The following is a 23,290-nucleotide window of genomic DNA, read 5'->3' as shown; positions in this document are numbered from 1 at the left end:
CTTTCCACACGAGCAGTGTTGCTCGTGGCAGGCAACCCCTCACCCGAGTGAGTCCAGAGCGACCGTCAGTGTAGCCCTCTCCCACTCCAGGCAATCGCTTCGCGATTGCCGCGAGGGAGAGGGCGCAATCATGGGCAGCGCATTCGCGCACTCGCACCACCGCCGAACCCAAAAGGCCTCACTGCGTTGATCGCGAAATACACCATGCGCCCACTTCTCATCTGGGGAGGTTTACTTCGCACTGCAAAAAAGCTACTTAACAAACACCGGGTCTCCATAACAACAAAGGTCATTGGTTCGATGCTGACGTTTCAGAGTTCGCTGACATTCACCAAGGGTGTCCAGCCCGAGGAAGGCCTGCGCAATTTCTGGGGTCCCGAGGATGGCTTCGTGTGGTCCAGCGGCAAGTGGTGCGAGCTCAGCTTCGCCTTCGACGCCAAAGGCGTCGCCGCCAATGCGCTGTGCGACCTGATCCTCGACCTCGACGTCTACAAGCACGGCGAGGAGCTGAAGGGCCAGAACCTGATGTTCTATTTCAACGGCCTGCGCATCGGCTCGCTCTATTGCACCAAGCGCTCGACCGTCGTGTTCTCGTTCGATGCCGGCCTGCTGAAGGCCGAGGAGAACGTGCTGACGATCGACTCGCCGGAGGCGGCGAGCCCGAGCCAGTTCGGCAGCCAGGATTCGCGCACCCTCGGTGTGCAGTTGTTCTCGCTGCAGATCCGCCCGATCGAATAGCGCACGGCGCGGGCGGGTAACCCTGTGACGAAACGGCCGCCGGTTCCCGGCGGCCCGGCCTTCAACGGTTGCATCTTTTGTGGTTAAGTTCCCCCATTATAACAGTTATAGACAGTCGTCCGGTATCACGATGACGCCGGGATGGCCGGGGGAAATTTGATTCGATGAGTCTGGCTCCAATTGCGGTCATGTCGTTCCGGCGGCCGGACAAGCTCGATGGCGTGCTGGCGTCGCTGAAGGCGCAAGTGGACTGCGAGATCGAGCGCCGCGAGGTCCATCTGTTCCAGGACAACGCGGTCAACCGCTACAGCCGCATGCGCTATGCCGAGGACGAGCAGGTCGCCGCCTGCGTCGAGGTGTTCAAGCGCCAGTTCCCGAAAGGCCGCGTGCATCTCGCCGACGGCAATATCGGCGTCTGCGAGAATTTCGAGCGCGCCGAGAATTTCCTGTTCGACGAGCTGAAGGCCGACTGCGCCTATTTCTTCGAGGACGACCTCGTGCTGTCGCCGGCCTATGTCCGCATGCTCGACGTGATGCAGCACAAGGCCCAGCAAAGCGGCAACATCGCCTATTTCGCGTGCTATGGCGACTATTACTCGCCGCCGTCGCTGAGCGAGGATCGCGCCCGCGCCGTCATCCCGCTCGACCATCATTGGGGCTTCGGCCTGTTCGGCAAGCACCGCGCCGCCATCCGCAAGGCGATCCAGCCCTATCTCGATATCGTGATGGGCAACGACTACACCCGCCGCAACCACCGCGCCGTCTACGACATGTATGCCGCGCTCGGCTCCTGCCCGCGCGGCTCGTCGCAGGATGCCGCCAAGGCGCATGCCTGCGCCCGGCTCGGGCTGTGGCGCTGCAACACCGCGCTGCCCTTCGCGCGCTACACCGGCGATGTCGGCGCCCACATGGACAAGGAGCTGTTCGAGAAGATCGGCTTCAGCCGCGTCACCGCGCAGGAGACGCCGGTCACCGATCTCGCCTGGCCCTCGAAGCCCGAGGTGCGCGGCTACATCGAGGAGCAGCGCGCGCTGTTCCGGCGCATCGCCGAGACCGAGATCGACGATCTCCGCCGCGGCCTCGGCCGCTACCTCAATCCGATGCGGCCCTGCACCCAGACCGACATCGAATATGCCTACCGCCTGCTGCTGCATCGCGTGCCGGAGACTGACGAGATCTACCAGCGCCACGCCGGCAAGACCCCGGTCGCGGTCTATGTCCGTTCCATTCTGAGCTCGCAGGAGTTCAAGAGCCTGCCCGAGCGAAAGTTCGATCCGGCGCGCCACCTCGATCCGCTCCGGCCATGCACGGTCGAGGATATCATTGAGGCGTATCACATCCTGATGCACCGAGAGGCAGAGGATGACGGAATATTTGCCCGACAGGTCGACAAGATGGCCGTCTGGAACTTTGTTGCGAGCCTGATGGCTTCAGACGAGTTCAATAAAATCTGGGGACGTATCGTTAGCTGAATTTTCTGTCACTGGAGGAGAGGATGTCAGTTTCAATCGGCCCGCCTCATCTCTTTGGAAACGAGCTGTCATTGTTGGAGGAGGTCTTTCAGCGCGGATATAGACGCTACTTCGAATTCGGTCTTGGCGGGTCTACCCTCATGGCAGTCCGCCACAGCTTCGATGCAATCGTTGCAGTCGACTCTGATCCTGCCTGGGTGTCCGCAGTCAAGAGACATGCTGAGTTCGCAGACGCCATCAACCAGGGACGAGCCACCATTCTCCACGGAAACATCGGACCTACACGGGAATGGGGAAATCCCCAAGATGAAAGTAGTCTGAAGCTGTGGCCCAACTATATCGCAACGGGATGGCGCGAATGGGCAAAGCGTCTAACTCTCCCTGACATCGTCTACATAGATGGACGATTTCGAGTTTCTTGCGCCTTTTCAGTCGCCGTCATTTGCGGGGGACGAGATCTCGATCGCAGTCCGCTGGTCCTTATTCACGATTTTTCTGACGAGAGGCCTGCCTATCGGGACGTGCTGAAGTTTTTCGAAATTGAAAAGCAGGAAGGGAGCCTAGTCGCCTTGAACTTGCGAGAAGGTCTGCTGCCGGCAGATGCCTTGGCTAACCTACTTCAGCGGCAGTTCGACTTTGGATAGGGTTCCGGTCTCCGCATTCCCAGTAGCCACCCACGCAGAACAGAATGATGACAACGATAATCTTTGAGAACGACGAAGCCATTGAGCTGTCATATTCAGAAGCGCTGTCTGCGAAATTGGCTTCGAGACGAATATTCATATCCCGACCCGGCGCCGCTCCTCCAAGCTCTCTAATTCTGCCCAAGAATGCCAAGTTGGAGGCCTTCTCCCATTTCGCCTTCACGAAGCAGCTATTTTCGATTGGTAGCTTCTCGTATATCGAAAGTAGCCACGAAAATCACAACATGAGAGTTGGTCGATACACTTCAATCGGCAACGGTGTGAAGATGTTTGGCGAACGGCACCCCTCAGAATGGGTGACCCAGTCAAATTTCACTTACAATATCGGCTATCCACATGTGGCTGCCGGGCGAGCCGAATTGCTCGGTAATGAAGAAGTCTATCACCCGAGGGAGCTGGGATACCTGGGTGCCGATATCGGCAATGACGTCTGGATAGGGGACGATGTTAAGATCGCGCAAAAAGTGGTGATTGGCCATGGCGCGATCGTCGCGGCAGGCTCCATCGTTACAAGGGATGTTGCGCCATATACCGTTGTCGCTGGTGTGCCGGCGCGTCCTGTCAAGAAGAGGTTCGATGATGTGCTCTGCTCCCTCCTAATACAGACGAATTGGTGGGACTACCATCCGAAGTACCTTTACCAGTTCAATCTAAGGGATCCGTTTCAGTTTGCCGACAGATTTCTTGAAGCTCGCTACAGAGGTAAGCTTGAGCCTTATAGTCCGCTGGAAACAACCTGGAAGGATCTGGTGGAATAATCCGCAACGCTGGCTAGATCTGCCGGCTATCTACCTCTCGCTTTGCTCTTAAACATGCCTGAATATTTCGTGGCTCGCTCTTGGAGGCAGAATGTCGAAGCTTATTGATTCTAGGGTACTCCGCGCTCCAGAGGATCTGGCTGTAAATCCCACCCCGCCAAAGCGAGTCCTTATTGTCGGCTCCTGTCTGTCCGAGGGGTTTGCCAATCGAATGAAGCACTTGCCGGTGCCGTGCGAGTCGGACCTCTTCCTGTTAGGTCAGCCAATCGATGTGTTGCCGCGTCCTTTGGAGGATTACGACTTTCAGATTGTCCAATTGGCTCTTCGGTTTGTCTTGCCCGATATGGCATTCGCGAAACTGAAGGATTCGGATTTGGCTGCGCACGAGCGGCTATTTGACCACGCAGTGGGCACAATGCGTCAGCATCTCGAAAGGGCAATGCTCTGGAACAGAGATAGAGGAATATTGACGTTCGTTTTTTCCTTTCTGGCACCCGTCCAGAATCCTGTTGGTCGGCTGCTTCCGCGTTACGATTTGAGGAATCCAGTCTATTTTGTCGAGCGCCTGAATGAACAACTGGCGGCTGATTTGCGTGAGTATAAGAACGCCTATCTTTTCGATATTAACGATATGGCGTCGTACTTTGGTCGTCGGTTCGTGCAGGACGATGTTGTTACTGCCATGAACCACGGTGCGTTCATCAGCAATTACGATTTCAATCACGATAGTCAGAGGCTTGAGCCGTCAGACAAGGCGACGGACCTCTTCGAAGAGCGTGTCTGGCCGTTCTTTCAGGCGAGTTGGCAGGAATTAGTCTCGATGTATCGGACGGTACGTCAGGCTGATGCGGTGAAATTGGTTGTCATTGATCTGGACGACACCTTGTGGCGCGGTATCAGCGCCGAACTGGATCCTGAGCAGTTCCCGACTTCAGAGGGGTGGCCGAAAGGCTTCTGGGAGGCGCTCGCGTTTTTGAAGCGGCGCGGCGTGCTTCTTGCGATCGTCAGTAAGAATGACGAGCAACGGGTGAGAAGCTTCTGGGATAAGATACTCCGGGGACAATTGAAGCTGGACGATTTCGCGGTCGTTCAGATCAATTGGGACCCGAAGCCACAAAATATGGCTGAGGTGCTTGCCAAAGTAAATCTTCTGCCGAGGAACGTTGTCTATATCGATGACAATCCCGTTGAGCGCGCTGCAATCAAGGAGGCGTTCCCAGAAATCCGAGTTCTTGGCGGGTCGCCCATTACTTGGCGCCGTATCCTTCTATGGTCGCCCGAGACGCAGGTGGCCGAAATAACTGATGAGTCCTCGAAGCGCACAGAGATGGTGCGAGCGCAAGTTGTTCGCGAAGGCGAGCGCAAGAAGCTCTCAAGAGAAGAGTTCCTTGCAACTCTAGAAGTGAAGTTGAATCTCTTTGAAGTGTCGTCGCCCGAGGATGCGAAGTTCGCGCGCGTGTTCGAACTTATCAACAAGACCAATCAGTTCAACACAACTGGAAGGCGCTGGACGCATGAGGAGTGCGTGAAGGCGATGCAGGGCGGTCTTCGAATTCTGGCCTTCGATGTTGCCGATAAGTTCACGGAGTACGGACTGGTCGGCGTTATACTTCTGTCGGAAGCTCGGATAGAACAGTTTGTAATGAGCTGCAGAGTGTTGGGGCTCGAAGTGGAAATTGCGGCAATTGCCGAGCTTTGCAAAAGGTGGCATGAATCTGGTGCCGTTACAGCGTCCGCTGCGTTTGTCGAGACGGAAAAGAATCTTCCGTGTCGTGATCTTTACTCAAGGAGCGGGTTCAGCAAGGTTGAGCAAGGTTGGCAGCGAGATTTGCGCGTCACCCTGCCTATACCTTCGCATGTCACGATTTCTGTCGACTTGAGGTAAAGCGAGTTGTCGACAAATCATGTGAGGTGGACTGTCACCAATACGGCTCGCCAAGGAATCTTGGGGCTGTCGTCGTTTGCGTGGATTTTATTGGTCCCCGCTTTGGCGGGCGCGCAAGAACTATACGATCTGCCTTATGGACCGGAGCCGCAGCAAAAGCTCGATCTGTGTTTACCGTCTACTCCGACTCTTGCGCCAGCCGTCGTAATGATCCACGGCGGGGGATGGAGCGGTGGCACCAAGGAAAGCTTCCGGCCCTGGTGCAAGCTTTTTGCTTCGAAGGGGATAGTCGCGGTCACCGTGAGCTATCAGTTGGCAGATGGCTCGCGCATAGGGGCCTGGCCGGCTCAGCTTAATGACGTGGAAGAGGCGGGTGCGTGGTTGTCGGAGCATGCGTCTCAATACAATGTGGATCCGGGAAAGATTTGCGCATTTGGAAATTCAGCCGGCGGGCACATCGCTCTAATGCTCGGGTCAGGCGAACCGACCACCCGCCGAAAATTCAAGCCGGCTTGTATCGTGGACAATTGGGGCGTCGTTGACCTGACGTATCCTCCGCCCGTAAGTGGTGCGCTTCGTAAGCTCATTCCTGACGTTTCGGATGCCGACAGAAGCTTGGGTGCTAAAGCGCTATCCCCTCTGAACGGAGTGGGGGCAGATTTCCCTCCCGTGTTTGTGGCTCAGGGGACGCTCGATCAACTCGTTCCGCCGGCCCAATCGGAGGCGCTAGTTCAGAATTTGAAAGCTAATAAAGTTCCCTACGAGCTTGTAGAGTTTCAAGGAGGTCACGAGATGGTGGGCCTCGAAGCGGATGAAAAGAGCGCCATACTTGAATTAGAGATTGCTTTCGTCCGTCGCTCGGGTCGACGTCTAATGACGGTTCGGCAGTGACGGCGATTGCCTTGGTGGCTCAATCCAACTGTTCGCCTAGAATCCAAAAGCGAGCCCGTAGCCAAACGCTGCAAAGGTGAAGAGCGCAAAACATACTCCAATTGGTAGTAGAAAGACATGAAGAACAAACTTCGCCGGATTTTTCGGTGCTTTCTTCACGAATAGCCAGACGCAGCCGGCGTAAAGCACGTCAAATATGAGGAGCAGGTAGGCGAATGGTATGTGGTTCGTTAGTAAGGCGTGAATCATTCGTCGTTTGCTAATCGCTCGTTGTTGTATTTGCGTTCCACTTCGATCGGGACGCTTGTGGGAGCGCGCTTGGTCAGAGGCAGTGTGAACGTCGGCTATCGTTCGATCGGCGTAAATGAAATTGGTAGCTGTGTGCCCTTTTGGATGCTCCGACTTACTGTTTTTGCAAGCTCAAGGTACAAGTCGTTAGGTGCGGCACAACTGTCAGCGTCGATGGTGACGAATGAAGTTGGATTTTTGTCCACTGTCACAGACGTGACAGTCTTAAACATTGCTGTTCCTTCGTCGACCTCGTCGAACATCGCATTGTAAGCCATGTTTGCGCCTGCAGCTAGTACGTTGCGTGCCTGTCTCCAGTAGAACGCGCCGCAGCGTCGTGGAATTTGGTTCGGGACGGCTTTGTCATCCAAATGACGTGCCCGCATCAGGTTTGACCATGAGAAGCCGGGAAAAATCACCGGCATGTAGTCTACACCGATAGACCTCGACTCAGCTAAATCAGGCTCGATGAACTTTGCGCGGTAGTTATCAGATCCACGATCATCGGCATAGCGGCCCACGGTCCACGGGCTGATCACGTCAAGGCGAGGCCAAACATTCTTCCAACCGGGATCGTCGCTGCCATCACCAGTACCAGTTCGCCAGCCCGCCGGCACGCCGGCTACGAAGGTCACGCCTCCGAAAGCAGCGCTCTCCGCACGCAGCTTGTCAATGAATGCGGTGATGCCCCCTGGCGTCAGCGGGCGGCCGTTGAAGCCGATGCCCCAAAGGCCGAGCACGGGGTGACCCTTGTGCCGGAGGTAGGCGCGGCTACTGCTTACACCATCGCGATTGAGGCGAATCCAGTCCTGGACCAAGCCATCGAGTTTGTCGTCGGTCGTGCCGGAGAGATCGTACATCAGAAAAAACACGCGGCCATGAGCCTCGGCCGCCTGCTTCACATTGTGCAGGATCAGGTCGGCGCGGGCCTGGGTTTCTGGTCGCAGAATTTGGCTGGCGAACTTCTGTAGGGCGACGCCGGGAATCTCGTATTGCTGCATCCAGGCGAAGTGGCGATCGACCGTCTTTGGATTGCCGCTGTCGAAGAAATAGATCGGCCGGCCCTCGGTCGTCCGCAGCCCGCTATCGCATTTCTCTTCGGGAGATAGTTCACTGGTATCGGGGATCATGTCGACGGTGACGGCATCGCCGGCCTTCCAATGCATCCAGCCCTGGCGCTTTGCGGGATCAGGGCAGCCGAACCAGCCCTGATAACCCATGATCAGCTTGCCGGTGAGTGTCGAGTTGTCGACGGCAGGGGCGCTTTGTGCAATGGCGGTCGTCACCACCGCAAGGAGCGCAGCGAGCGCGCAGCAGACCGCAATGACTGAGGACTGATTTGCCCGTCGCGTTACCATGTCGCACCTCGCTGTGCTTGTGCCGTCGGGCAAATCACCCGCATCCTCCGGCCTGTCCCGCGCCCCTCGGAGGGGCGGACGCGTCGTTACGGACGTTGGGCGTGGGATGCGGTGGACGTGACGCGGCCGGTCGACGAACGGCCCGCGGCGCGGACGGCGAAATCGTGTGGTCCTGGCATCCCGACGCTGGTGCCAAGCGCGCGTCGATGCTGATGCATCGCGTGCGTGACGGGGGCAAGACAGCCGGTCCCCGGGGAGAGCGCGTATAAGACGTAAACCATCGCGCAGGGAATGCCGGATGTCCCGGCTGAACCTGTGGTGACCGCCGCGTGCACTTCTTTTCGCACGCGGGCCATGGGTGAGGCCAGCACCCGGCATTCCCTGCACCCTCGTCTCGCGAGGGTGACCTACGATCATCCCTCGGGCGCGACAGGCGCCGCGAGAGCGCGCGCGGCTGCGCCGCAGGCGCCGCGCGAGAGGTGGAACGCGACGCCGCCGGTCGGCGCAAGGTGATGACCTCAGATGCCATTCGCTTCCCGGGCGGTCGTGCCGTCACGCGCATCGGTGTCCGGCCTCTCCTCACGCGTCCGCAGCCTGCGGCGCCGCGTGGCCGCCGATCCGCTCCGCGGCATAGCCGCCGGCGAGAATGCCGCGCCACCAATCGGCATGGTCGACATACCAGCCGATGGTGTCGCGCAGCGCGGCTTCGAAGCTCGCGGCCGGCGACCAGCCGAGCTCGCGCTCGATTCCAGCGGGATCGATGGCGTAGCGGCGGTCGTGGCCCGGCCGGTCGGCGACGAAGCGGATCAAGCTGCGGCGGGAGCGGCCGTCAGGGGCCGGCCTGAGCGCATCCAGCGCGTCGCAGATCTGCTCCACCACGGCGAGGTTGCTGCGCTCGCTGCGGCCGCCGATCGTGTAGGTCGCGCCGACCGCGCCGCGCTCCAGCACCAGGCCGAGCGCGCGCGCGTGGTCCTCGACATGCAGCCAGTCGCGGATGTTGCCGCCGTCGCCATAGACCGGAAGCGGCTCGCCCGCGAGGCCCTTGATGATCATGTGCGGGATCAGCTTCTCGGGAAACTGATACGGCCCGTAATTGTTCGAGCAGTTGGTGACCAGCGTCGGCAGGCCATAGGTCTCGTGCCAGGCGCGCACCAGATGATCGGACGACGCCTTGCTGGCGGAGTAGGGCGAGTTCGGCTGATACGGCGAGCTCTCGCTGAACAGGCCGTCGGGTCCGAGCGAGCCGAACACCTCGTCGGTCGAGACGTGCAGGAAACGGAAGCCGCGCGCGCGCTGCGGCGGCAGGCCGCGATAGTGCCGCAGCGCCTCCTGGAGCAGCGTGAACGTGCCGACGATGTTGGTCTGGATGAAGTCGCCGGGGCCGTCGATCGAGCGGTCGACATGGCTCTCGGCGGCCAGATGCATGACGGCGTCGGGCTGATGCCTGGCGAAGATCGCGCGCAAGCCGTCGGCCTCGCAGATGCATTGCCGGTGGAAGGCGTAGGCCGGATGGTCCTCGATCGCGGCGAGCGCGGCCGGGCTCGCGGCATAGGTGAGCTTGTCGACATTGACGATGCGCGCGCCGCTGTCGCGCAGGAGATGCCGGATGACGGCCGAGCCGATGAAGCCGGAGCCGCCGGTGACCAGGATGGTGCGGCCGGCGAAGCGGGCGGAGGGAGCGGTCGCGCTCATGTCAGGCCCGCAGTCCGTCGGGCTGCTGGCTCAGCGCGCGGTGCACCGACATCAGATAGTCGCCATAGGAGCTGCGGCCGTTGCGGTGGGCGAGCCGCTCGAACGCGTCGAGCGAGATGTAGCCCTGGCGCAGCGCGATCTCCTCGGGGCAGGCGATGCGCAGGCCCTGGCGCTGCTCCAGGATCTGCACGAAATGGCTGGCCTCGACCAGCGACGAATGCGTGCCGGTGTCGAGCCAGGCAAAGCCGCGGCCGAGCAGCTCGACATGCAGGTCGCCGCGGGCGAGATAGGCGCGGTTGACGTCGGTGATCTCGAGCTCGCCGCGCGCGGAGGGACGGATGTGAGCGGCGATGTCGAGCACGTCGTTGTCGTAGAAATAGAGGCCGGTGACGGCGACGTTCGACTTCGGCTGACGCGGCTTCTCCTCGATCGACAGCGCCCGGCCGCCTTTGCCGATCTCGATCACGCCGTACTGCTCCGGCGTGGTGACGGTGTAGCCGAAGATGGTCGCGCCGGTCGCGCGGGCCGAGGCGGCGGCGAGCAGCTGCGGCAGGCCGTGGCCGTAGAAGATGTTGTCGCCGAGCACCAGCGCGACGCGGTCGGTGCCGACGAACTCGCGGCCGACGATGAAGGCGTCGGCGAGCCCGCGCGGGCTGTCCTGCGTCGCGTAGCTGAAATTGAGGCCGATGTCGCTGCCGTCGCCGAGCAGGCGGGCGAACAGCGGCTGGTCCTGCGGGGTCGAGATGATGAGGATGTCGCGGATGCCGCCCAGCATCAGCGTCGACAGCGGATAATAGATCATCGGCTTGTCGAACACGGGCAGCAGCTGCTTCGAGACCACGGCGGTCACCGGGTAGAGCCGGGAGCCGGTTCCGCCGGCCAGGATGATGCCCTTCATGGGCCGCGCACCTCTCGATTGACCCGGCGATTTAGACCCGATACCGCAGGCGGCACAAGTTGCTTATCATTCGAACGTTAATCCCGGACCCGGCATGAATGTGATCGCCACCGCGCTGCCCGAGGTCCTGATCGTCGAGCCCAGGCTGTTCGGCGATGCCAGGGGATTCTTCGTCGAGCTGTTCCAGGCCGCCCGCTACGCGGAGGCCGGCATTCCCGGCCCGTTCGTCCAGGACAACATGTCCCGCTCCGCCCATGGCGTGCTGCGCGGCCTGCACCTGCAGATCCCCAACACCCAGGGCAAGCTGGTCAGCGCGCTGCGCGGGCGGATTCTCGACGTCGCGGTCGACGTCCGCCGCGGCAGTCCCCATTTCGGGCGTCACGTCGCCGTCGAGCTCAGCGAGGACAACCGCCGCCAGCTCTGGGTGCCCCGCGGCTTCGCGCACGGCTTCGCGGTGCTCTCCGAGAGCGCCGACGTGATGTACAAATGCGACGCCTTCTACAGCCCGGCCGACGAGATCGTGATCCGCTGGGACGACCCGGCGCTCGGCATCGATTGGCGCGTGACGGCGCCGACCCTGTCGCCGCGCGACGCGGCCGCGCCTTTGCTGGCCGACGCGGCGCGGTTGCCGGATTACGGGCGCGTGTGATGGGGCGGATGTGATGCGCATCCTGCTCACCGGCGCCAGCGGACAGGTCGGCGGCGCGCTGCTGCCGCTGCTGCGCCGGCGCGGCCACGAGGTGATCGCACCGGGGCGGGCCGATTTCGATCTCGCCCGGCCGGCCTCGCTGGCGGCGGCGCTGGAGGGTTGGGCGCCCGGGCTGATCATCAATCCGGCCGCCTTTACCGCCGTCGACCAGGCCGAGGACGATCCCGCCACCGCCTTCACCGTCAACGCGGAGGCCCCCGCCGCGCTGGCCCGCTGGGCCGCGGGGCGCGCCGTGCCGCTGGTGCATTTCTCGACCGACTACGTCTTCGACGGCAGCGGCGAGACGCCCTGGCGCGAGGACGATGCCTGCCGCCCGCTGTCGGTCTATGGCCGCAGCAAGCGCGACGGCGAGCTTGCGATCCAGGCCGCCGGCGCCCCGCATCTGATCGTCAGGACCTCCTGGGTCTACGCCGCGCACGGCCGCAACTTCCTGCGCACAATGATGCGCCTCGCCGCCGAGCGCCCGGAGCTGCGCATCGTCTCCGACCAGGTCGGCGCGCCGACCTCGGCCGCGACATTGGCCGCGGTTCTGACCGCGATCGTCGAGGGCGGCGCCGCCGATCTCGCCGCCGCCTTTGCCGCGGCCGGTGGCGTGGTGCATGTCGCCAATGCCGGCGTCACCAGCTGGCACGGCTTCGCCGAGGCCATCGTGACCGGGATGCGCGCGCGCGGGATGGATCTGGCCGTGCAGGAGATCCGCGCGATCTCGACCGCGGAGTTCGGCGCCAAGGCGATCCGCCCGCTCAATTCGCGGCTCGACCTGACGCGGCTGCGTCAGGTGTTCGGCCTCACGCCTCCGGATTGGCGGGAGGCACTGGCTGCGGAGCTTGATCGGGCGCTTGATCGGGAGGAGAGCTGACGGATTTGGCCCTCAGAATCTCGCGCCGGCTCTTGGCCTGCACCCAGTGCCGCTGCGTCGACTTGTATTTCAGCGGGCAGCCGATCCCGATCGACCGCTGCACGATGCCGAGATCGAGGATTTCGGTCCGGCGCGTCAGCCCGCCCGAGGTCTGCGCCGCCCATTCCTGCGCGAAGGCCCGGGTCAGCAGCCCCGGACCGGTCGCGAGCCAGATGAAATCGTGGTCGCCGCGGTTGACGGCCGCGACCGCCAGCTCCAGCGCCCGGATGATGACCGGATGCTCCGGCGTCGCCGCGATGACATCGTTGGCGAGCGTGCCCCAGCGCTCCTGGTACACGACGAGGTTCGCGCCCGGCCGGAGCAGCCCCGCCACCGGCGCCAGGCAGCGGTTGTCGGCGTCGACATAGATTCCGCCGCGCGCGGCCAGATAGGCCAGCCGGAAGATGTCGGCCTTCTGCGCGGCCACGCTCGCCCTGCGATAGGCCCGCGCGATGTCCGGCCCGTACTCCCGGTCGAGGAAATCGCCGGCCCGCTCGTCATCGAACAGGGTCCGTTGAAAATCCGGGTTGAGGCCTTGCCAGGTCGCCATCAGCGTCCCCACATCCTCAGGCACATCGTCGGTCCAGTATTGGACGATGCGAGGCGGGATTGCGCTGGTGAGGCCGTCCTCCGGTTTTGAAGATGGGGTTGCCTGCAGGTTTTCCTGCAGACTTTCTTGCCGGAGGGCCAGCACCAGCTCCACCGCCGCCGGCGTGTAGTCGGAATGGTTCTTGATCGTTCGTCGCAGCGCCTCGAGCCGCTCCGCGGCCGTCAGACGGCGCGCGGTCCGCAATGCCTCCAGGGCCGCGGCATCGAGCGCGTATTCGTCGAGCAGCTGCCCGACATGGGTCTGCGATGGGCTCAGTGACTGGCCTCGCAACAGCAGAGCGGCGCGGCTCAGCCGGTTGGACTCCCGGAGCGCCCGGTTTGCCGTATCGAGATCCAGGTTCAGCAGGCCGACGCGCGCCAGCTCGAACCAAGCCCCGACATTCGCCGGGTTGAGCCGCGTGGCTTCGCGATAATGGTCCGCCGCGGCCGCGTATTGCATCGATGCTTCGGCGAGTTGCCCCTCGATGAACCGGACCTGGGCGACCTCCACGGTTCTCTCCGCGGTCGATGCCTTCAGCGCGTCTGCCGCCTCTTCAATCTCCCCCGTCGCAACCGCGAGCTGCGCCCCATGCGCCCACAGCCCGAAATGCCCTTTGAGATGATCAGGTGCGGCGGCGAGGGTGGCGGCCGCCGCGGGCCAGTCCCGTCTGTCCTTGAGGAAATCGATCTTCAAGCTGATGAATTCAGGCAGGCCCCCAACCCTCTCCATCGCTCGGTCAAGGGTGGCGAATGCTGCGTCGTAGTCCCGCATATCCGAGTACGATCGAGCAATCCCAAGGTGCGCGGGTACACTTGTGGGTGAAGTCGCTGCCGCCCGTTCGAAGAATCCTTTGGCGAGCTCGGGCTCACCTCGCTGAAGGGCCAAATCCCCGAGACCGCACAAGGCCGACGGGTTCCCGGGATCCGACGCCAGGGCTCGTGAGAGCCAAGACTCCGCGTCGAACGGGTTGCCAGCGTCGCGGTGGGCGCTGGCAAGCTCCGTCATCAGGCCCACATTGTCCGGGTCCGCTTCCAGAAGCAGCTGTAGTTCTCTGACGGCCTCTTTCAACCGCCCGTTTCTTCGCCACAGCTCGATCTGCTGCAACCGGATCCATATGTTGGCCGGCTCCGCCGAGACCGCTTGCGCGAGCAGGCTCTCGGCTTCTTCTAGGCGGCCGAGCTCACGAAGCTCAATAGCCACGTCCGCGAGACGCCTACCGCTCTTGGGATCTGACGCGGCCGCTCTACGGAAAAGTGTCAACGCTTCGCTGCGTCGGCCTTGACGGCGACGGACGTAACCCAATCCAGCCAAACCGTCCGGAATCTCTTGGCCTTGAGCAATGACGCTCGCAAACAGCGCTTCTGCCTCCGGCAGCCGGTGTTGGCGTTCTAGCGAATGGCCAAGCGCGATAGCCGCGCTCCTGTTTGACGGCTGAAGCGCTAGAGCTTCTCGAAGAGAAGCCTCGGCCTCGGTGAGCCGACCCAGTCGACTCAATGCATGGCTGAGGCCGACAAGCTTTGTGACATTGCGCGGTCCACGCTCCAGTCCGAGTCTGAAGCACTCTTCTGCATCCGATGAACGCCCAAGCTGCAGAAGCAGGTGGCCCGTGTCAATGGTCGCACTCGGATGATTGGGATCAAGCCGATCGGCCGCCATGAAAGCGGCCAGAGCCTCTTCGAGGCGACCAATCTCTCGCAGGCTCCGCCCAAGCCCAAGATAGGCCGCCCGATGGTCAGGAAACTCGTCGACGACAGACGTCAACTCTTGGATTGCTCGATCGTGCTGACCAATGAGCGTAAGGCTTAGGCCGTATTCGGTGCGAGCGGCAGCGTTCTTGGGATTTCTCGCCCTTGCATCCGCAAAGTGACGCAGCGCCGTCGCCTGATCTCCTTGCTCTCGCGCGATCAAGCCAAGGGCGTTCAAGGCGCCAAAGTTTTCAGGCTGATTGGCCAAGACTCGTTCGAACTGGCTGCGGGCGAGTTCGATCTCCCCTTTTCTCCAGTAAACTGTGCCGAGTGCATTCATCGCCCCGATGTTGTCGCTAGACTGCGCCAAGGCCTCCAACAAGACTCGCTCTGCATCATCGACTAGATCGTTTTCGCGTAACAGATTTCCCAGCTCAATTTTTGCCGTAACATGCGATGGAGCGTCTTCCACGAGTTGCCGATAGGCAGCGACTGCGTCGGGCCCCTTCCCCTGCTGCTTCAGGATACGTGCAATCGCGAGCCTCGCCTCAGTGCTTTTTGGCGAGAGGGTCGCACGATGCTCGAGAGCGCGAATAGCCTCATCGAAGCGTCCGGCCTCGCGGAGCGTTTGAGCGAGTCCCAGGATCGCGGCTTCACTCGCAGGATTCTCAGTGAGAATCGAATTGTATTCATTGATTGCTTCGTCGTAACGTTTCAAAAGAGCGAGGCCTTTGCCGTGCTCCATGCGCGAATTCAAGCTTTTCGGATCCGCCGTGCGTGCAGCAGCCAAGTGCCTCAACGAAGTCAGGAGGTCATCCTGCTCCCTCGCGATCATACCGAGAGCATTCAGTGCTCCGACGTTGTTAGATTGAATTTCGGTCACTCGCTCAAACTTTGCTTTGGCTTCGTCTAGCTTGCGTTTTCTCCAATAAACGGTCCCCAGCGCATTCAGCGCTCCCACGTTAAGAGGGGCGTCCTTCAGGACATCGGCCAATACATGTTCGGCCTCGTCGATCGCGCCGCTCTCACGCAGTAGATTTCCAAGCTCTATCCGAGCTGTAAAATGTGTAGGTGTGTCGGTGGCAATTTGTCTGTATGCATCTATGGCATCGCTTGTTCGTCCCTGTTGCTTCAGAAGGCGCGCTAAGCTCAGGCGACTTTCCGGGCCTTGAGGGTCAAGCTCAATCGCCCTGCGGAGCAGGCGTTCCGCTTCGTCAAACTTTTGCCCCTGGAGCTGCGCGGCGGCTAAACCAACGAGTGAAGGGATATTGTCGGGCTCGATCGCGAGACCGCGAGCGAACGCGTCTATGGCATCTTGGACTTGCTTCAGGTGCAAGAACTCGTGGCCGCATTCCACAAATGCAACGACATGAGTTGGATCAAGCTCGCACGCTCTTGCAAATGCTTGCAGGCATGAGGATCGATCGCCCGTAGACCGCAACCGCCTCCCGTGCGCGACGAGTTCGCTAGCTTGTTCGGTCATTTTGATCCATTGGTACAAGGAACGCTGTCGCTCGCACTTTGCGTCGTCTGAGCTTCCTATTGAATTGCCGTAGCTTCAAAATGGAATTTGAAGCTGAGATGTCGATGGCGGGAAATCCTGCGCAGCTTACCCAATCATGATCAACCCGCGCGCCAGCACGCCCAAGTGGTCCGCGGTCCGCCCATCCGCGGGTCCTTTCCTCGCTCCCTTTCTGGACTGCCGCGGGCTTTCGCCGAAGGCCTGGCGGTAGGCGCGGTTGAAGGAGGCGATGCTCTTGAAGCCGGTGCCGTAGGCCACGGGGGCTATTCTTCTGTTGGAGAGGCCCGGCTCTTTGATTGTTTCACGCGCGCGCTCGAGACGGCGGGCGCGGACGTAGCTGGCGACGCCGCCGACCGGCTCGAACAGGCGATAGAGCGAGGCGCGCGACAGGCCGAAGGCGCGAGCCAGGGTGGCTGCGTTGAGATCGCGCACGTTGAGATTGGCGTCGATGTAGTTGCGGATCGTCACGAAGGACGCGAGTTCGGAGGGGGGCGTGGCCGCCGGTCCGCCCTCGGTCGAGAGCAGGTTGATCGCCAGCCACGCCACTCCGTCGGTCACGGCGTCCAGCGCTTGCGGGCCCGTGCGCGCCACTTCGTCGGCGACCGTCTGCAAAGCAGCGCCAAAGACGGCCACCGCGGCGCTCGCGGGCAGCACCCGTCCATGCACCTGGTTGTCGGACACGCCGTTCAGTCTTGCCTGCGCGAGCCACAGAGTGATGCAGGACCGCTCCGCTTCCGCATCGTCCCAGCGAAGACGAAACGGATAGCGAAGGCTGAACACAACGATGCCTCCAGCCGCGCAGGGCCGGCGGTCACCCTGCGCCTCCACACTCAGCGTGCCCGAGCGAACGAGGCAAATGCCGATCTGATCGAATGCGCGGCCATTAGCTAAGCGTGGGACGCGAATCCATTCCTGCGGTCCACCCTGGCACACGCTCAGCGCTCCACGTTGGCTTGCCCACACGCTGAACTGGTCGCCGGGCGCCGCAGTGCACTCCTCAGCAACATCAAAGACCGGAAACAGATCGTCACGCCAGCGCACAGCACCAAGCGCGCTGGAGATCGGCTCTACAGGGGTCTCGGCGCAATAAGTCAGGTCCATACGAGGTAAGTGGTGGCCGCTGATTTTGCAATTCGTCTCAGATTGTTACCAAATCGTTTACGGAGTGCGTATGTTAATTGCTCAGTTTTTATCACATTGATAACAAATCCCCGCAACCGATTTCGAGTAGGGGGTGTTTTCATGGCCGCAACGACTGAGACTTTTGGTTACGCTTACTCTGTCATCCAGAACGGTAACACCTATAAGTTGGTAGATGCCAATCCGGGCTCTCCTGGCGTGAATCCTGTCGCGGACGGCGTGAAGCTTCGCGACCCCGACGGCGGCTTTTTGAATCACTCAGATACGGTCCGTGTGCCGGAGACGGCGAGTGGCTCGCTCGGTACAAGTTCCAAGTATGAATTTATCGGAACGGCCAAGCTCCAGGGACAGAGCGGCGTCATTATCGCGGACAAGAGCGGCAATCTTTTCTTCCTCACGGACAAGCCCTATTCCGGCAACTTGAACGGCAACAACGGCACGCTGAAGAACGTCGACACGAACCCTACGAATTTTTCGTTGTGCTTCATGGCCGGCACGCTTGTTCGGACACCGCACGGCGAAGCCGCGGTCGAGACTTTGAAGCGCGGTGACCAGGTGCTGACCCACGACGGCCGCATCGCGACGGTCGACTGGCTCGGCGTTCAGACGATCTCGCTGCGCTTTGCCGACAAGCTGCGTGTGCTGCCGATCCGCATCAAGGCGGGTGCGCTCGGCGACAACGTGCCGGCGCGCGACCTGCTGGTCTCGCCGGATCACGCCATCCTGGTCGAGGGTGCGTTGATCCACGCCGGTGCGCTGGTGAATGGGACGTCGATCGTGCGTGAGACCAACGTGCCGACGACGTTCACCTACTACCATGTCGAGGTCGAGGACCACTCGCTGATCCTGGCCGAGAACACTCCGGCGGAAACCTTCGTCGATAACATCGACCGCCTGCATTTCGACAATTGGGCTGAGCACGAGGCGCTCTATCCCAACGGCAAGCCGATCAACGAGCTGCCCTATCCGCGCGCCAAGTCGCACCGTCAGGTGCCGGTCGCCACGCGGGTGATGCTGGCCGCGCGGGCCCAGGCCCTGGTGCCAAGCTCCGAGGACGACAGCGCGGCCGCTTGAGCCGCCGGCTCCAGCCTCGAGATATGAGAACTGGCGGCGCCATCTGCGCCGCCCGTTTTTTTTTGGAGCGCTTTGCGAAAGAGGGCGCCTTGCTCAGATGCCGGACGGCAGGTCGCGTGCGATCGGCGGCTCGTTGAGGCGCGGCTCGCGGTCGCCGGGCGGCCAGGCAAGTGCGCCATAGGGCACGCCGTTGCGGGACATCAGCGGGCTGTAGAGCGGGTCGGCGATCAGATGCTCGCCCCAACGTGCCCGCAGCATTTCCAGCTCGCGCTCATAGCGATCGCGGCGGTCGGCGCGGCGGTCCTTGCCGCGGCTCGCCGATTCCGCGTGGACCAGCCTTGCGTGCGGGGTCAGCACGATCCGCTTGCCGGCCTCGCGAAGCCGCAGGCAATAATCGACGTCGTTGTAGGCCACCGGAAAACGAATCTCGTCCATGCCGCCGAGGTCGAGATAGTCGCTGCGTCGCGTGACCAGACAGGCGGCCGTCACGGCACTGCATTCGTGACTGACGCGCAGCAGGTCGAGATAGCCGCCATCGTCGGCCATCCGGTCGGTGAACGCATGCGCTGCAGCGAAATTGGTCCCGAGCACGATACCGCCGTGCTGAACAACGCCGCCTGGCCACGTCAGAACCGCGCCGACTGCGCCGACATCCGGCTCGGCCAGTCGGGTCAGCATCTCCTCCAGCCAGCCATCGTCGCTGGCTTCGATGTCGTTGTTGAGCAGGCAGAGGATGTCGCTATCGAGGGACGCGGCGGCGCGATTGTTGAGCCGGGCGAAGTTGAACGGGCCGGCGACCTTCAGGGTCGCGATGCCCCGGTCGGGCAGCGCGGCCAGGAATGACAGCGTCTCCGGATCCGAGCTGTCGTTGTCGACCACGAGAATGTCGGCCTTTGCGCGAGCGACGGCCGGGGCGATGCTGTCGAGGCAGGCCCGCAGCAGCGGCAACTGGTCGCGGGTCGGGATCACGACGGTGGTGCTCTGCCGCTCGGTCTCGCGGCGAACCCGCACGGCCGGAAACAGGTCGCCGTCACTGACGCTCACCCTTGCCGGCAGGCCGCGGGTCTCGAGATGCAGCCGTGTGGCCGAGGCCAGGTGCTGGCTGGCTGCGGCGACGTCGAAACGCTCGACCGTGCCAAGCGAGCCCGGCAGATGCAGCACGGGAGCGGCCGCCGCCGGACCGGGAACGTCGAACGATGCGTTGAAGAGCCGGTAGAGGCTCTCCGGCCTGACCACCAGCGCGACACGCGCTGCGTTCGCGCGCAGGGCGAACAGATGCGCGCAATAGCCCTGCTCGAGCATGCGTTCATAGTCGAAGGATGGAAAGGCCAGCGGCCAGACCTGCCCGTCGGCGGCGACGAGGTCGACGTCGCCGTACAGGGCGACCGAGTCCGGATGTTGATCGAAGGCGGCGGCGATGCGGGCGAGAGCGTCCGGGGCCAGCAGAGCGCCTGCGGCGAGCGCGATGATCGCATCGGAATCCGCGGCGACCTCGTCGAGAAACTCCTCGAACGCATCGGCATCGAGTGCCGGCGCCGGTGCTTCCAGGATGCCGGCCGTCCAGTGCGGATAGCTCTGCGCCTCCAGCGAATCGATCGTGCGCTCGGCGCCCGACTGGCCAACGATGATGACAGAGAGCTGCAGCTGGCTTTCGGGGGGCGCCGGCAGCGGGAAGCGCTCGCGCCAGGCGCCGTAGCTCGCGAGCGGCAGCGATGATGGGATGATCTGGTCGTAGAGCTCGCCGCGCAGCCGCTCGGACGGCAACTCGCCGAGTCGCTCCATCAGGCCGGCCAGTCCGTCCGGATGGGCGACGAACATCGTGCTGGCCGGGATCGGCTCCCGGGACTCCTTGCGCATCGTGAGCTGATGGACGCGCCCGTCTGCAAAACGCTCGGGCAGATGAAGGTCGAAGGCGCGCACATTTCGCCCGCCGGACGGGTCGGCTGGGTCGTCGAGACGCGACCAGATCGCCGCGCGGACCTGAGCCACGGCCTCACCATCGACCATCACCTCGAGAACACTTTCGGTCTGGCTGTCGATCCACCCGGAGACGCGCAAGCCGCCGTGCCAGCGCAGCCGCGCCTTGGGCCGCGGATCCGCGACGCCGTCCTCGACGGACGTCAGATCGATCGGGTGGCCGATCGCCGTGCCGACATTGGCGAGCCTCGCCTCAACGCGGCTGGCAGCCGCCAGCTTGACGGCGGGGATGCTCGCGACGAAACCGAAGGCGCCGTCATGGAGTCCCAGTCCGGCCAGCTCGGGCACGAAATGATCGGCATGCGCCGTTGCGACAACGATGCCGTCGAGCAGGACCTCGACCGTGAAGCGGCGCTCCAGATCGTTCGGATCGAGGACGAAGCCCGCCAGCGTCCCGTCGGCCAGAAGGGCCAGGCGGCTGGTCTCGGCCAGCCCCTCGATCTTGGATGCTGCAGCCGGCCGCCGCGATGTGTTGTGCCTACGCAAGGTGGTCATGATGTTGCGATCCAGCGGGTCACCGCTGCAGCTAGAGCTTCGTCATCGTCCGTGCCGGGAAGGGCAAGGTCACCTGCGCGCGCTTCGAGCGCTTCGCCTGCCCAGTTTCGATAGGCAACGGGTCGCGGCGCCAGTCTGGCCGCCTCGATCAGAGGATGACCGAACAGGGGCGCTTCAAAATCCGTCAGGATCCAGCCAGGATTATGCGGCGCCAGCAGCTCCGGCAACTCCTCAATGGCGACCGGGCCTGTGACAAAGACGTTCGGGAAGGACATCAGGCGCCGGTCATCGAGCGTCTCGCCGGCGACCACGATCGGGACCGGGTTGGTTGACATGCGAATGTGATGCGCGACGGTCCGGACCGCCTGCCAGGCCTGGCTTGTCGGTCCGGTTGGGATGATCACGAGGGCGCGTGGCCGTTCGGGGACTGCATCGACCAGCGCCAGCGGGTGCACCGACCATCCGTTGAGCTGGGTGATGCGCCCCTGAGGTTCGTCACGTCGGGGCCGCTGGCCTTCGCTTGCGCGCCGTTGCGCATAGCGAAGCGCAGCCTGGGTGGGCGCCAGAAGCCGCTCAGCAGGGTGTGCCTGCAGCACCGGCACATCAGCCGTCGTGATCCAGCGGTCCAGAGCAACGCCGAGGCGGCGGGCAATGTCCGTCAGGGCCGGCGGAATTGCGGGGTCAATGGCTTCGATCCGTGTCGGGCGCAGGCGCGCGATCTCGCCTTCGGCCTCGGCGATGGCGGTCGGCGAATCGAAGCGCAGCAACAGAGATTGCGGGACGTCGCCGTCTGCCGCCTCCAGCCGAAAGCTGAGCCTGGCCTGCTGAGGGCTGAGAAAAACGGCATGTTCGCCGCTGTTGATCAAATGGCGCGCGCGGGCCTCGGCAATCGGCCGCAGCGCACCGCGCCCGGCAACGAGCAGCGCCGGGCTGCGTTCTCTGGCCGGAAGGGCGGCCTCCATCGCCGCGCGAACCGGCTGCAGCGGATCGGCCGCTTCGATGGCGCGGCACTCGTCACGATAGCTCGGGAAACGCCGATCCAGAATGTCGAAATTGCGCAGCACCAACGCGCGCTTGCTCATTTGAAACGACAGCGAGCCGTGGTGCCCGACATAGACGGATGGTGCGCACACGTTGCGGAAGCCGGCGGCGCGGGCGCGGAGGCAGAAATCGACGTCTTCGAGATAGCCGCGCTGAAAATTCTCGGACAAGAGGCCGATGCGGTCCAGCACGGATCGCTTGATGTAGAGGCAGAAGCCGATGCCGCTCGGCATGTCCACGGCCGCCGCTGCATTGGCCTGCTCCGCGGCCTTGTCCCGTGCGCCGATCTCTTGCTCGTCCGGCATGGGATTCGGCGTGTCCGGCCGCGGAAACGAGAAGAATTCGCCGTTGTTGGAGAGCGGTGTGACCGTTCCGATGTCCGGGGCGGAGTACGCTGTGGCGGCGAGGCGCTCGACGAAGCCCGGCGGCACGACGGTGTCCGCGTTCAGCAGCACCACATCCCCTTCCTGGGTTTTCGCCAGGGCGCGGTTGACCGCGCCGATGAAGCCCTGGTTGGTCGAATTCACGAGCAGGGAGATCTCCTGGAGGGCCGCCAGCGCCTGCAGGTGAGCCTTGAGCGCGGGTTCCGGGCTTCCATCGTCCACCACCAGGATCTGGAACGGCGATCCGGCCCCGCGCTGGGTGCCCATGGCGCGCGCGCGACAGAGGCTGTCCAGGCAGGCGATGGTTGCATCGGCGTCGCCATAGACGGGAACGATGACGGTCGGAATGCCCCGGTCCTGCCGAGCAACGGGCGGATCGGAGGGGCGGGCAAGGACAGGTCTGCTGGCAATCGGCGGCAGCCGGTACGTTCGGAAGATGCGCCCATCGAGCCGCAGCGTCAGGGTTTGCGCCGAGGCCGCATTCGGCCGACGCAGGCGGACCGCGGTTGCCTGGATCCTGCCAGTCGCCAGGGGATGAAAGGGGTCCGCCTCGAGGAGGCTGGTGAGTGAGCCATCCGCGGTGGTGAGGCGGGCCTCGAGCTCGGCATCGCCGCTCCAGGCCACCCAGCCGACGATCTCCGAATCGTAGATCGACAGCGCCGCCCAGCAGGTTTCGCCGCCATCCCGCAGGATGGCCATGGCCGAACGCAGGCTGGCGTGGCCGGTATCGGACGCGAGCAGCTCTCGGGCCGCCTGGCGTCTGCCGTCGTCATCGGCCCAGGCCAGCAACCGCCGGTTGGCGCCGATGTCATGAGGGGCAATCGCGAGCGCTCTGGCAAGATCCGCGAGGGCCGTATCGCGCTGGCCCAGGCGCCAGGCGGCCTCTGCGCGCAGCACGAAGCAATGCGCCGGCGCCGGCGGATCGATCCGGCAGCGCCGGTCGGCATGTTTGAACGCCGAAGCGTAGTCCTCGGCCGCAAGCGCCTTCGCGGCCAGACGCTCCAGGCGCAAATGATGCCGAGCTGGCTTCGCCAGCTCGGAAATGGCCCCGTCCATGACGATAACCTTTAGCCGTCAGGCTGAAGTCCCAGAG

Annotated in this window: 16 protein-coding genes; 9 read left to right on the top strand and 7 right to left on the bottom strand. The window is 62.8% G+C overall.

Translation table 11 applies throughout. The features are described 5' to 3' along the window. Positions 1–300: 300 nt before the first annotated feature. The 6 genes from ACQR1L_RS23405 to ACQR1L_RS23380 all read left to right on the top strand — a co-directional run bounded on the left by ACQR1L_RS23405 (position 301) and on the right by ACQR1L_RS23380 (position 6,448). Entirely contained in the window at positions 301–738 is a 438-nt protein-coding gene (locus ACQR1L_RS23405) for a hypothetical protein (RefSeq protein WP_434860282.1), read from the top strand. Positions 739–902: 164 nt separating this feature from the next. Then, the gene (locus tag ACQR1L_RS23400; RefSeq protein ID WP_434860281.1) at positions 903–2,210 is read left to right on the top strand and encodes a hypothetical protein; all 1,308 of its coding nucleotides are present in this window, start codon (positions 903–905) and stop codon (positions 2,208–2,210) included. Between the two features lie 23 nt (positions 2,211–2,233). Then, positions 2,234–2,854 (top strand): hypothetical protein, encoded by a 621-nt coding sequence (locus ACQR1L_RS23395; RefSeq protein ID WP_434860280.1) that lies wholly within the window; start codon positions 2,234–2,236, stop codon positions 2,852–2,854. A gap of 44 nt (positions 2,855–2,898) precedes the next feature. After that, the gene (locus ACQR1L_RS23390; protein WP_434860279.1) at positions 2,899–3,672 is read left to right on the top strand and encodes a CatB-related O-acetyltransferase; all 774 of its coding nucleotides are present in this window, start codon (positions 2,899–2,901) and stop codon (positions 3,670–3,672) included. 91 nt (positions 3,673–3,763) lie between these two features. Continuing rightward, on the top strand, positions 3,764–5,557 hold the full coding sequence (locus tag ACQR1L_RS23385) for an HAD-IIIC family phosphatase (protein ID WP_434860278.1): 1,794 nt from the start codon (positions 3,764–3,766) through the stop codon (positions 5,555–5,557). A 6-nt stretch (positions 5,558–5,563) separates the two neighbouring features. Further along, positions 5,564–6,448, top strand: a complete 885-nt coding sequence (locus ACQR1L_RS23380; protein WP_434860277.1) for an alpha/beta hydrolase — start codon at positions 5,564–5,566, stop codon at positions 6,446–6,448. 344 nt (positions 6,449–6,792) lie between these two features. Here ACQR1L_RS23380 and ACQR1L_RS23375 read toward each other — a convergent pair whose 3' ends face one another. The 3 genes from ACQR1L_RS23375 to rfbA form a co-directional block, all read right to left on the bottom strand. Beyond that, entirely contained in the window at positions 6,793–8,094 is a 1,302-nt protein-coding gene (locus ACQR1L_RS23375) for a glycoside hydrolase family 71/99-like protein (RefSeq protein WP_434860276.1), read from the bottom strand. 579 nt (positions 8,095–8,673) lie between these two features. Beyond that, positions 8,674–9,786, bottom strand: a complete 1,113-nt coding sequence (gene rfbB, locus ACQR1L_RS23370) for a dTDP-glucose 4,6-dehydratase (protein WP_434860275.1) — start codon at positions 9,784–9,786, stop codon at positions 8,674–8,676. Position 9,787: 1 nt separating this feature from the next. Next, a complete protein-coding gene (gene rfbA, locus ACQR1L_RS23365; RefSeq protein ID WP_434860274.1) occupies positions 9,788–10,684 on the bottom strand; it encodes a glucose-1-phosphate thymidylyltransferase RfbA in 897 nt (298 codons plus the stop codon). 94 nt (positions 10,685–10,778) lie between these two features. On the opposite strand from rfbA, the gene rfbC reads away from it, so the two are divergent. Both rfbC and rfbD read left to right on the top strand, forming a co-directional pair. After that, positions 10,779–11,333 carry a dTDP-4-dehydrorhamnose 3,5-epimerase gene (gene rfbC / locus ACQR1L_RS23360; protein ID WP_434860273.1) on the top strand — a complete coding sequence of 185 codons (555 nt, stop codon included), beginning with the start codon at positions 10,779–10,781 and terminating at the stop codon, positions 11,331–11,333. A 13-nt stretch (positions 11,334–11,346) separates the two neighbouring features. After that, positions 11,347–12,252, top strand: a complete 906-nt coding sequence (rfbD, locus tag ACQR1L_RS23355; RefSeq protein ID WP_434860272.1) for a dTDP-4-dehydrorhamnose reductase — start codon at positions 11,347–11,349, stop codon at positions 12,250–12,252. On the opposite strand, the gene ACQR1L_RS23350 is transcribed toward rfbD, so the two are convergent. Together ACQR1L_RS23350 and ACQR1L_RS23345 are read right to left on the bottom strand one after the other, a co-directional pair. Then, positions 12,182–16,048: a tetratricopeptide repeat protein gene (locus ACQR1L_RS23350; protein WP_434860271.1), complete on the bottom strand. Its 3,867-nt coding sequence runs from the start codon at positions 16,046–16,048 to the stop codon at positions 12,182–12,184. The two genes, rfbD and ACQR1L_RS23350, sit on opposite strands and share 71 nt — an antisense overlap. A gap of 126 nt (positions 16,049–16,174) precedes the next feature. Continuing rightward, on the bottom strand, positions 16,175–17,188 hold the full coding sequence (locus ACQR1L_RS23345) for a helix-turn-helix domain-containing protein (protein ID WP_434860270.1): 1,014 nt from the start codon (positions 17,186–17,188) through the stop codon (positions 16,175–16,177). 141 nt (positions 17,189–17,329) lie between these two features. Between ACQR1L_RS23345 and ACQR1L_RS23340 the strand changes: the two genes are divergently transcribed. Continuing rightward, positions 17,330–18,301: a Hint domain-containing protein gene (locus ACQR1L_RS23340; RefSeq protein ID WP_434860269.1), complete on the top strand. Its 972-nt coding sequence runs from the start codon at positions 17,330–17,332 to the stop codon at positions 18,299–18,301. 93 nt (positions 18,302–18,394) lie between these two features. Here ACQR1L_RS23340 and ACQR1L_RS23335 read toward each other — a convergent pair whose 3' ends face one another. After that, on the bottom strand, positions 18,395–20,773 hold the full coding sequence (locus ACQR1L_RS23335; protein ID WP_434860268.1) for a glycosyltransferase: 2,379 nt from the start codon (positions 20,771–20,773) through the stop codon (positions 18,395–18,397). Next, positions 20,770–23,253, bottom strand: a complete 2,484-nt coding sequence (locus ACQR1L_RS23330) for a glycosyltransferase (RefSeq protein ID WP_434860267.1) — start codon at positions 23,251–23,253, stop codon at positions 20,770–20,772. Before ACQR1L_RS23330 ends, ACQR1L_RS23335 begins: the two co-directional genes overlap by 4 nt. Positions 23,254–23,290: the final 37 nt, after the last annotated feature.

The organism is Bradyrhizobium sp. HKCCYLR20261 (assembly GCF_051168435.1).
Taxonomy (GTDB): domain Bacteria; phylum Pseudomonadota; class Alphaproteobacteria; order Rhizobiales; family Xanthobacteraceae; genus Bradyrhizobium.
The sequence above is the reverse complement of the archived record's forward strand: the minus strand, read 5'-3'. Positions and strand labels throughout refer to the sequence as shown.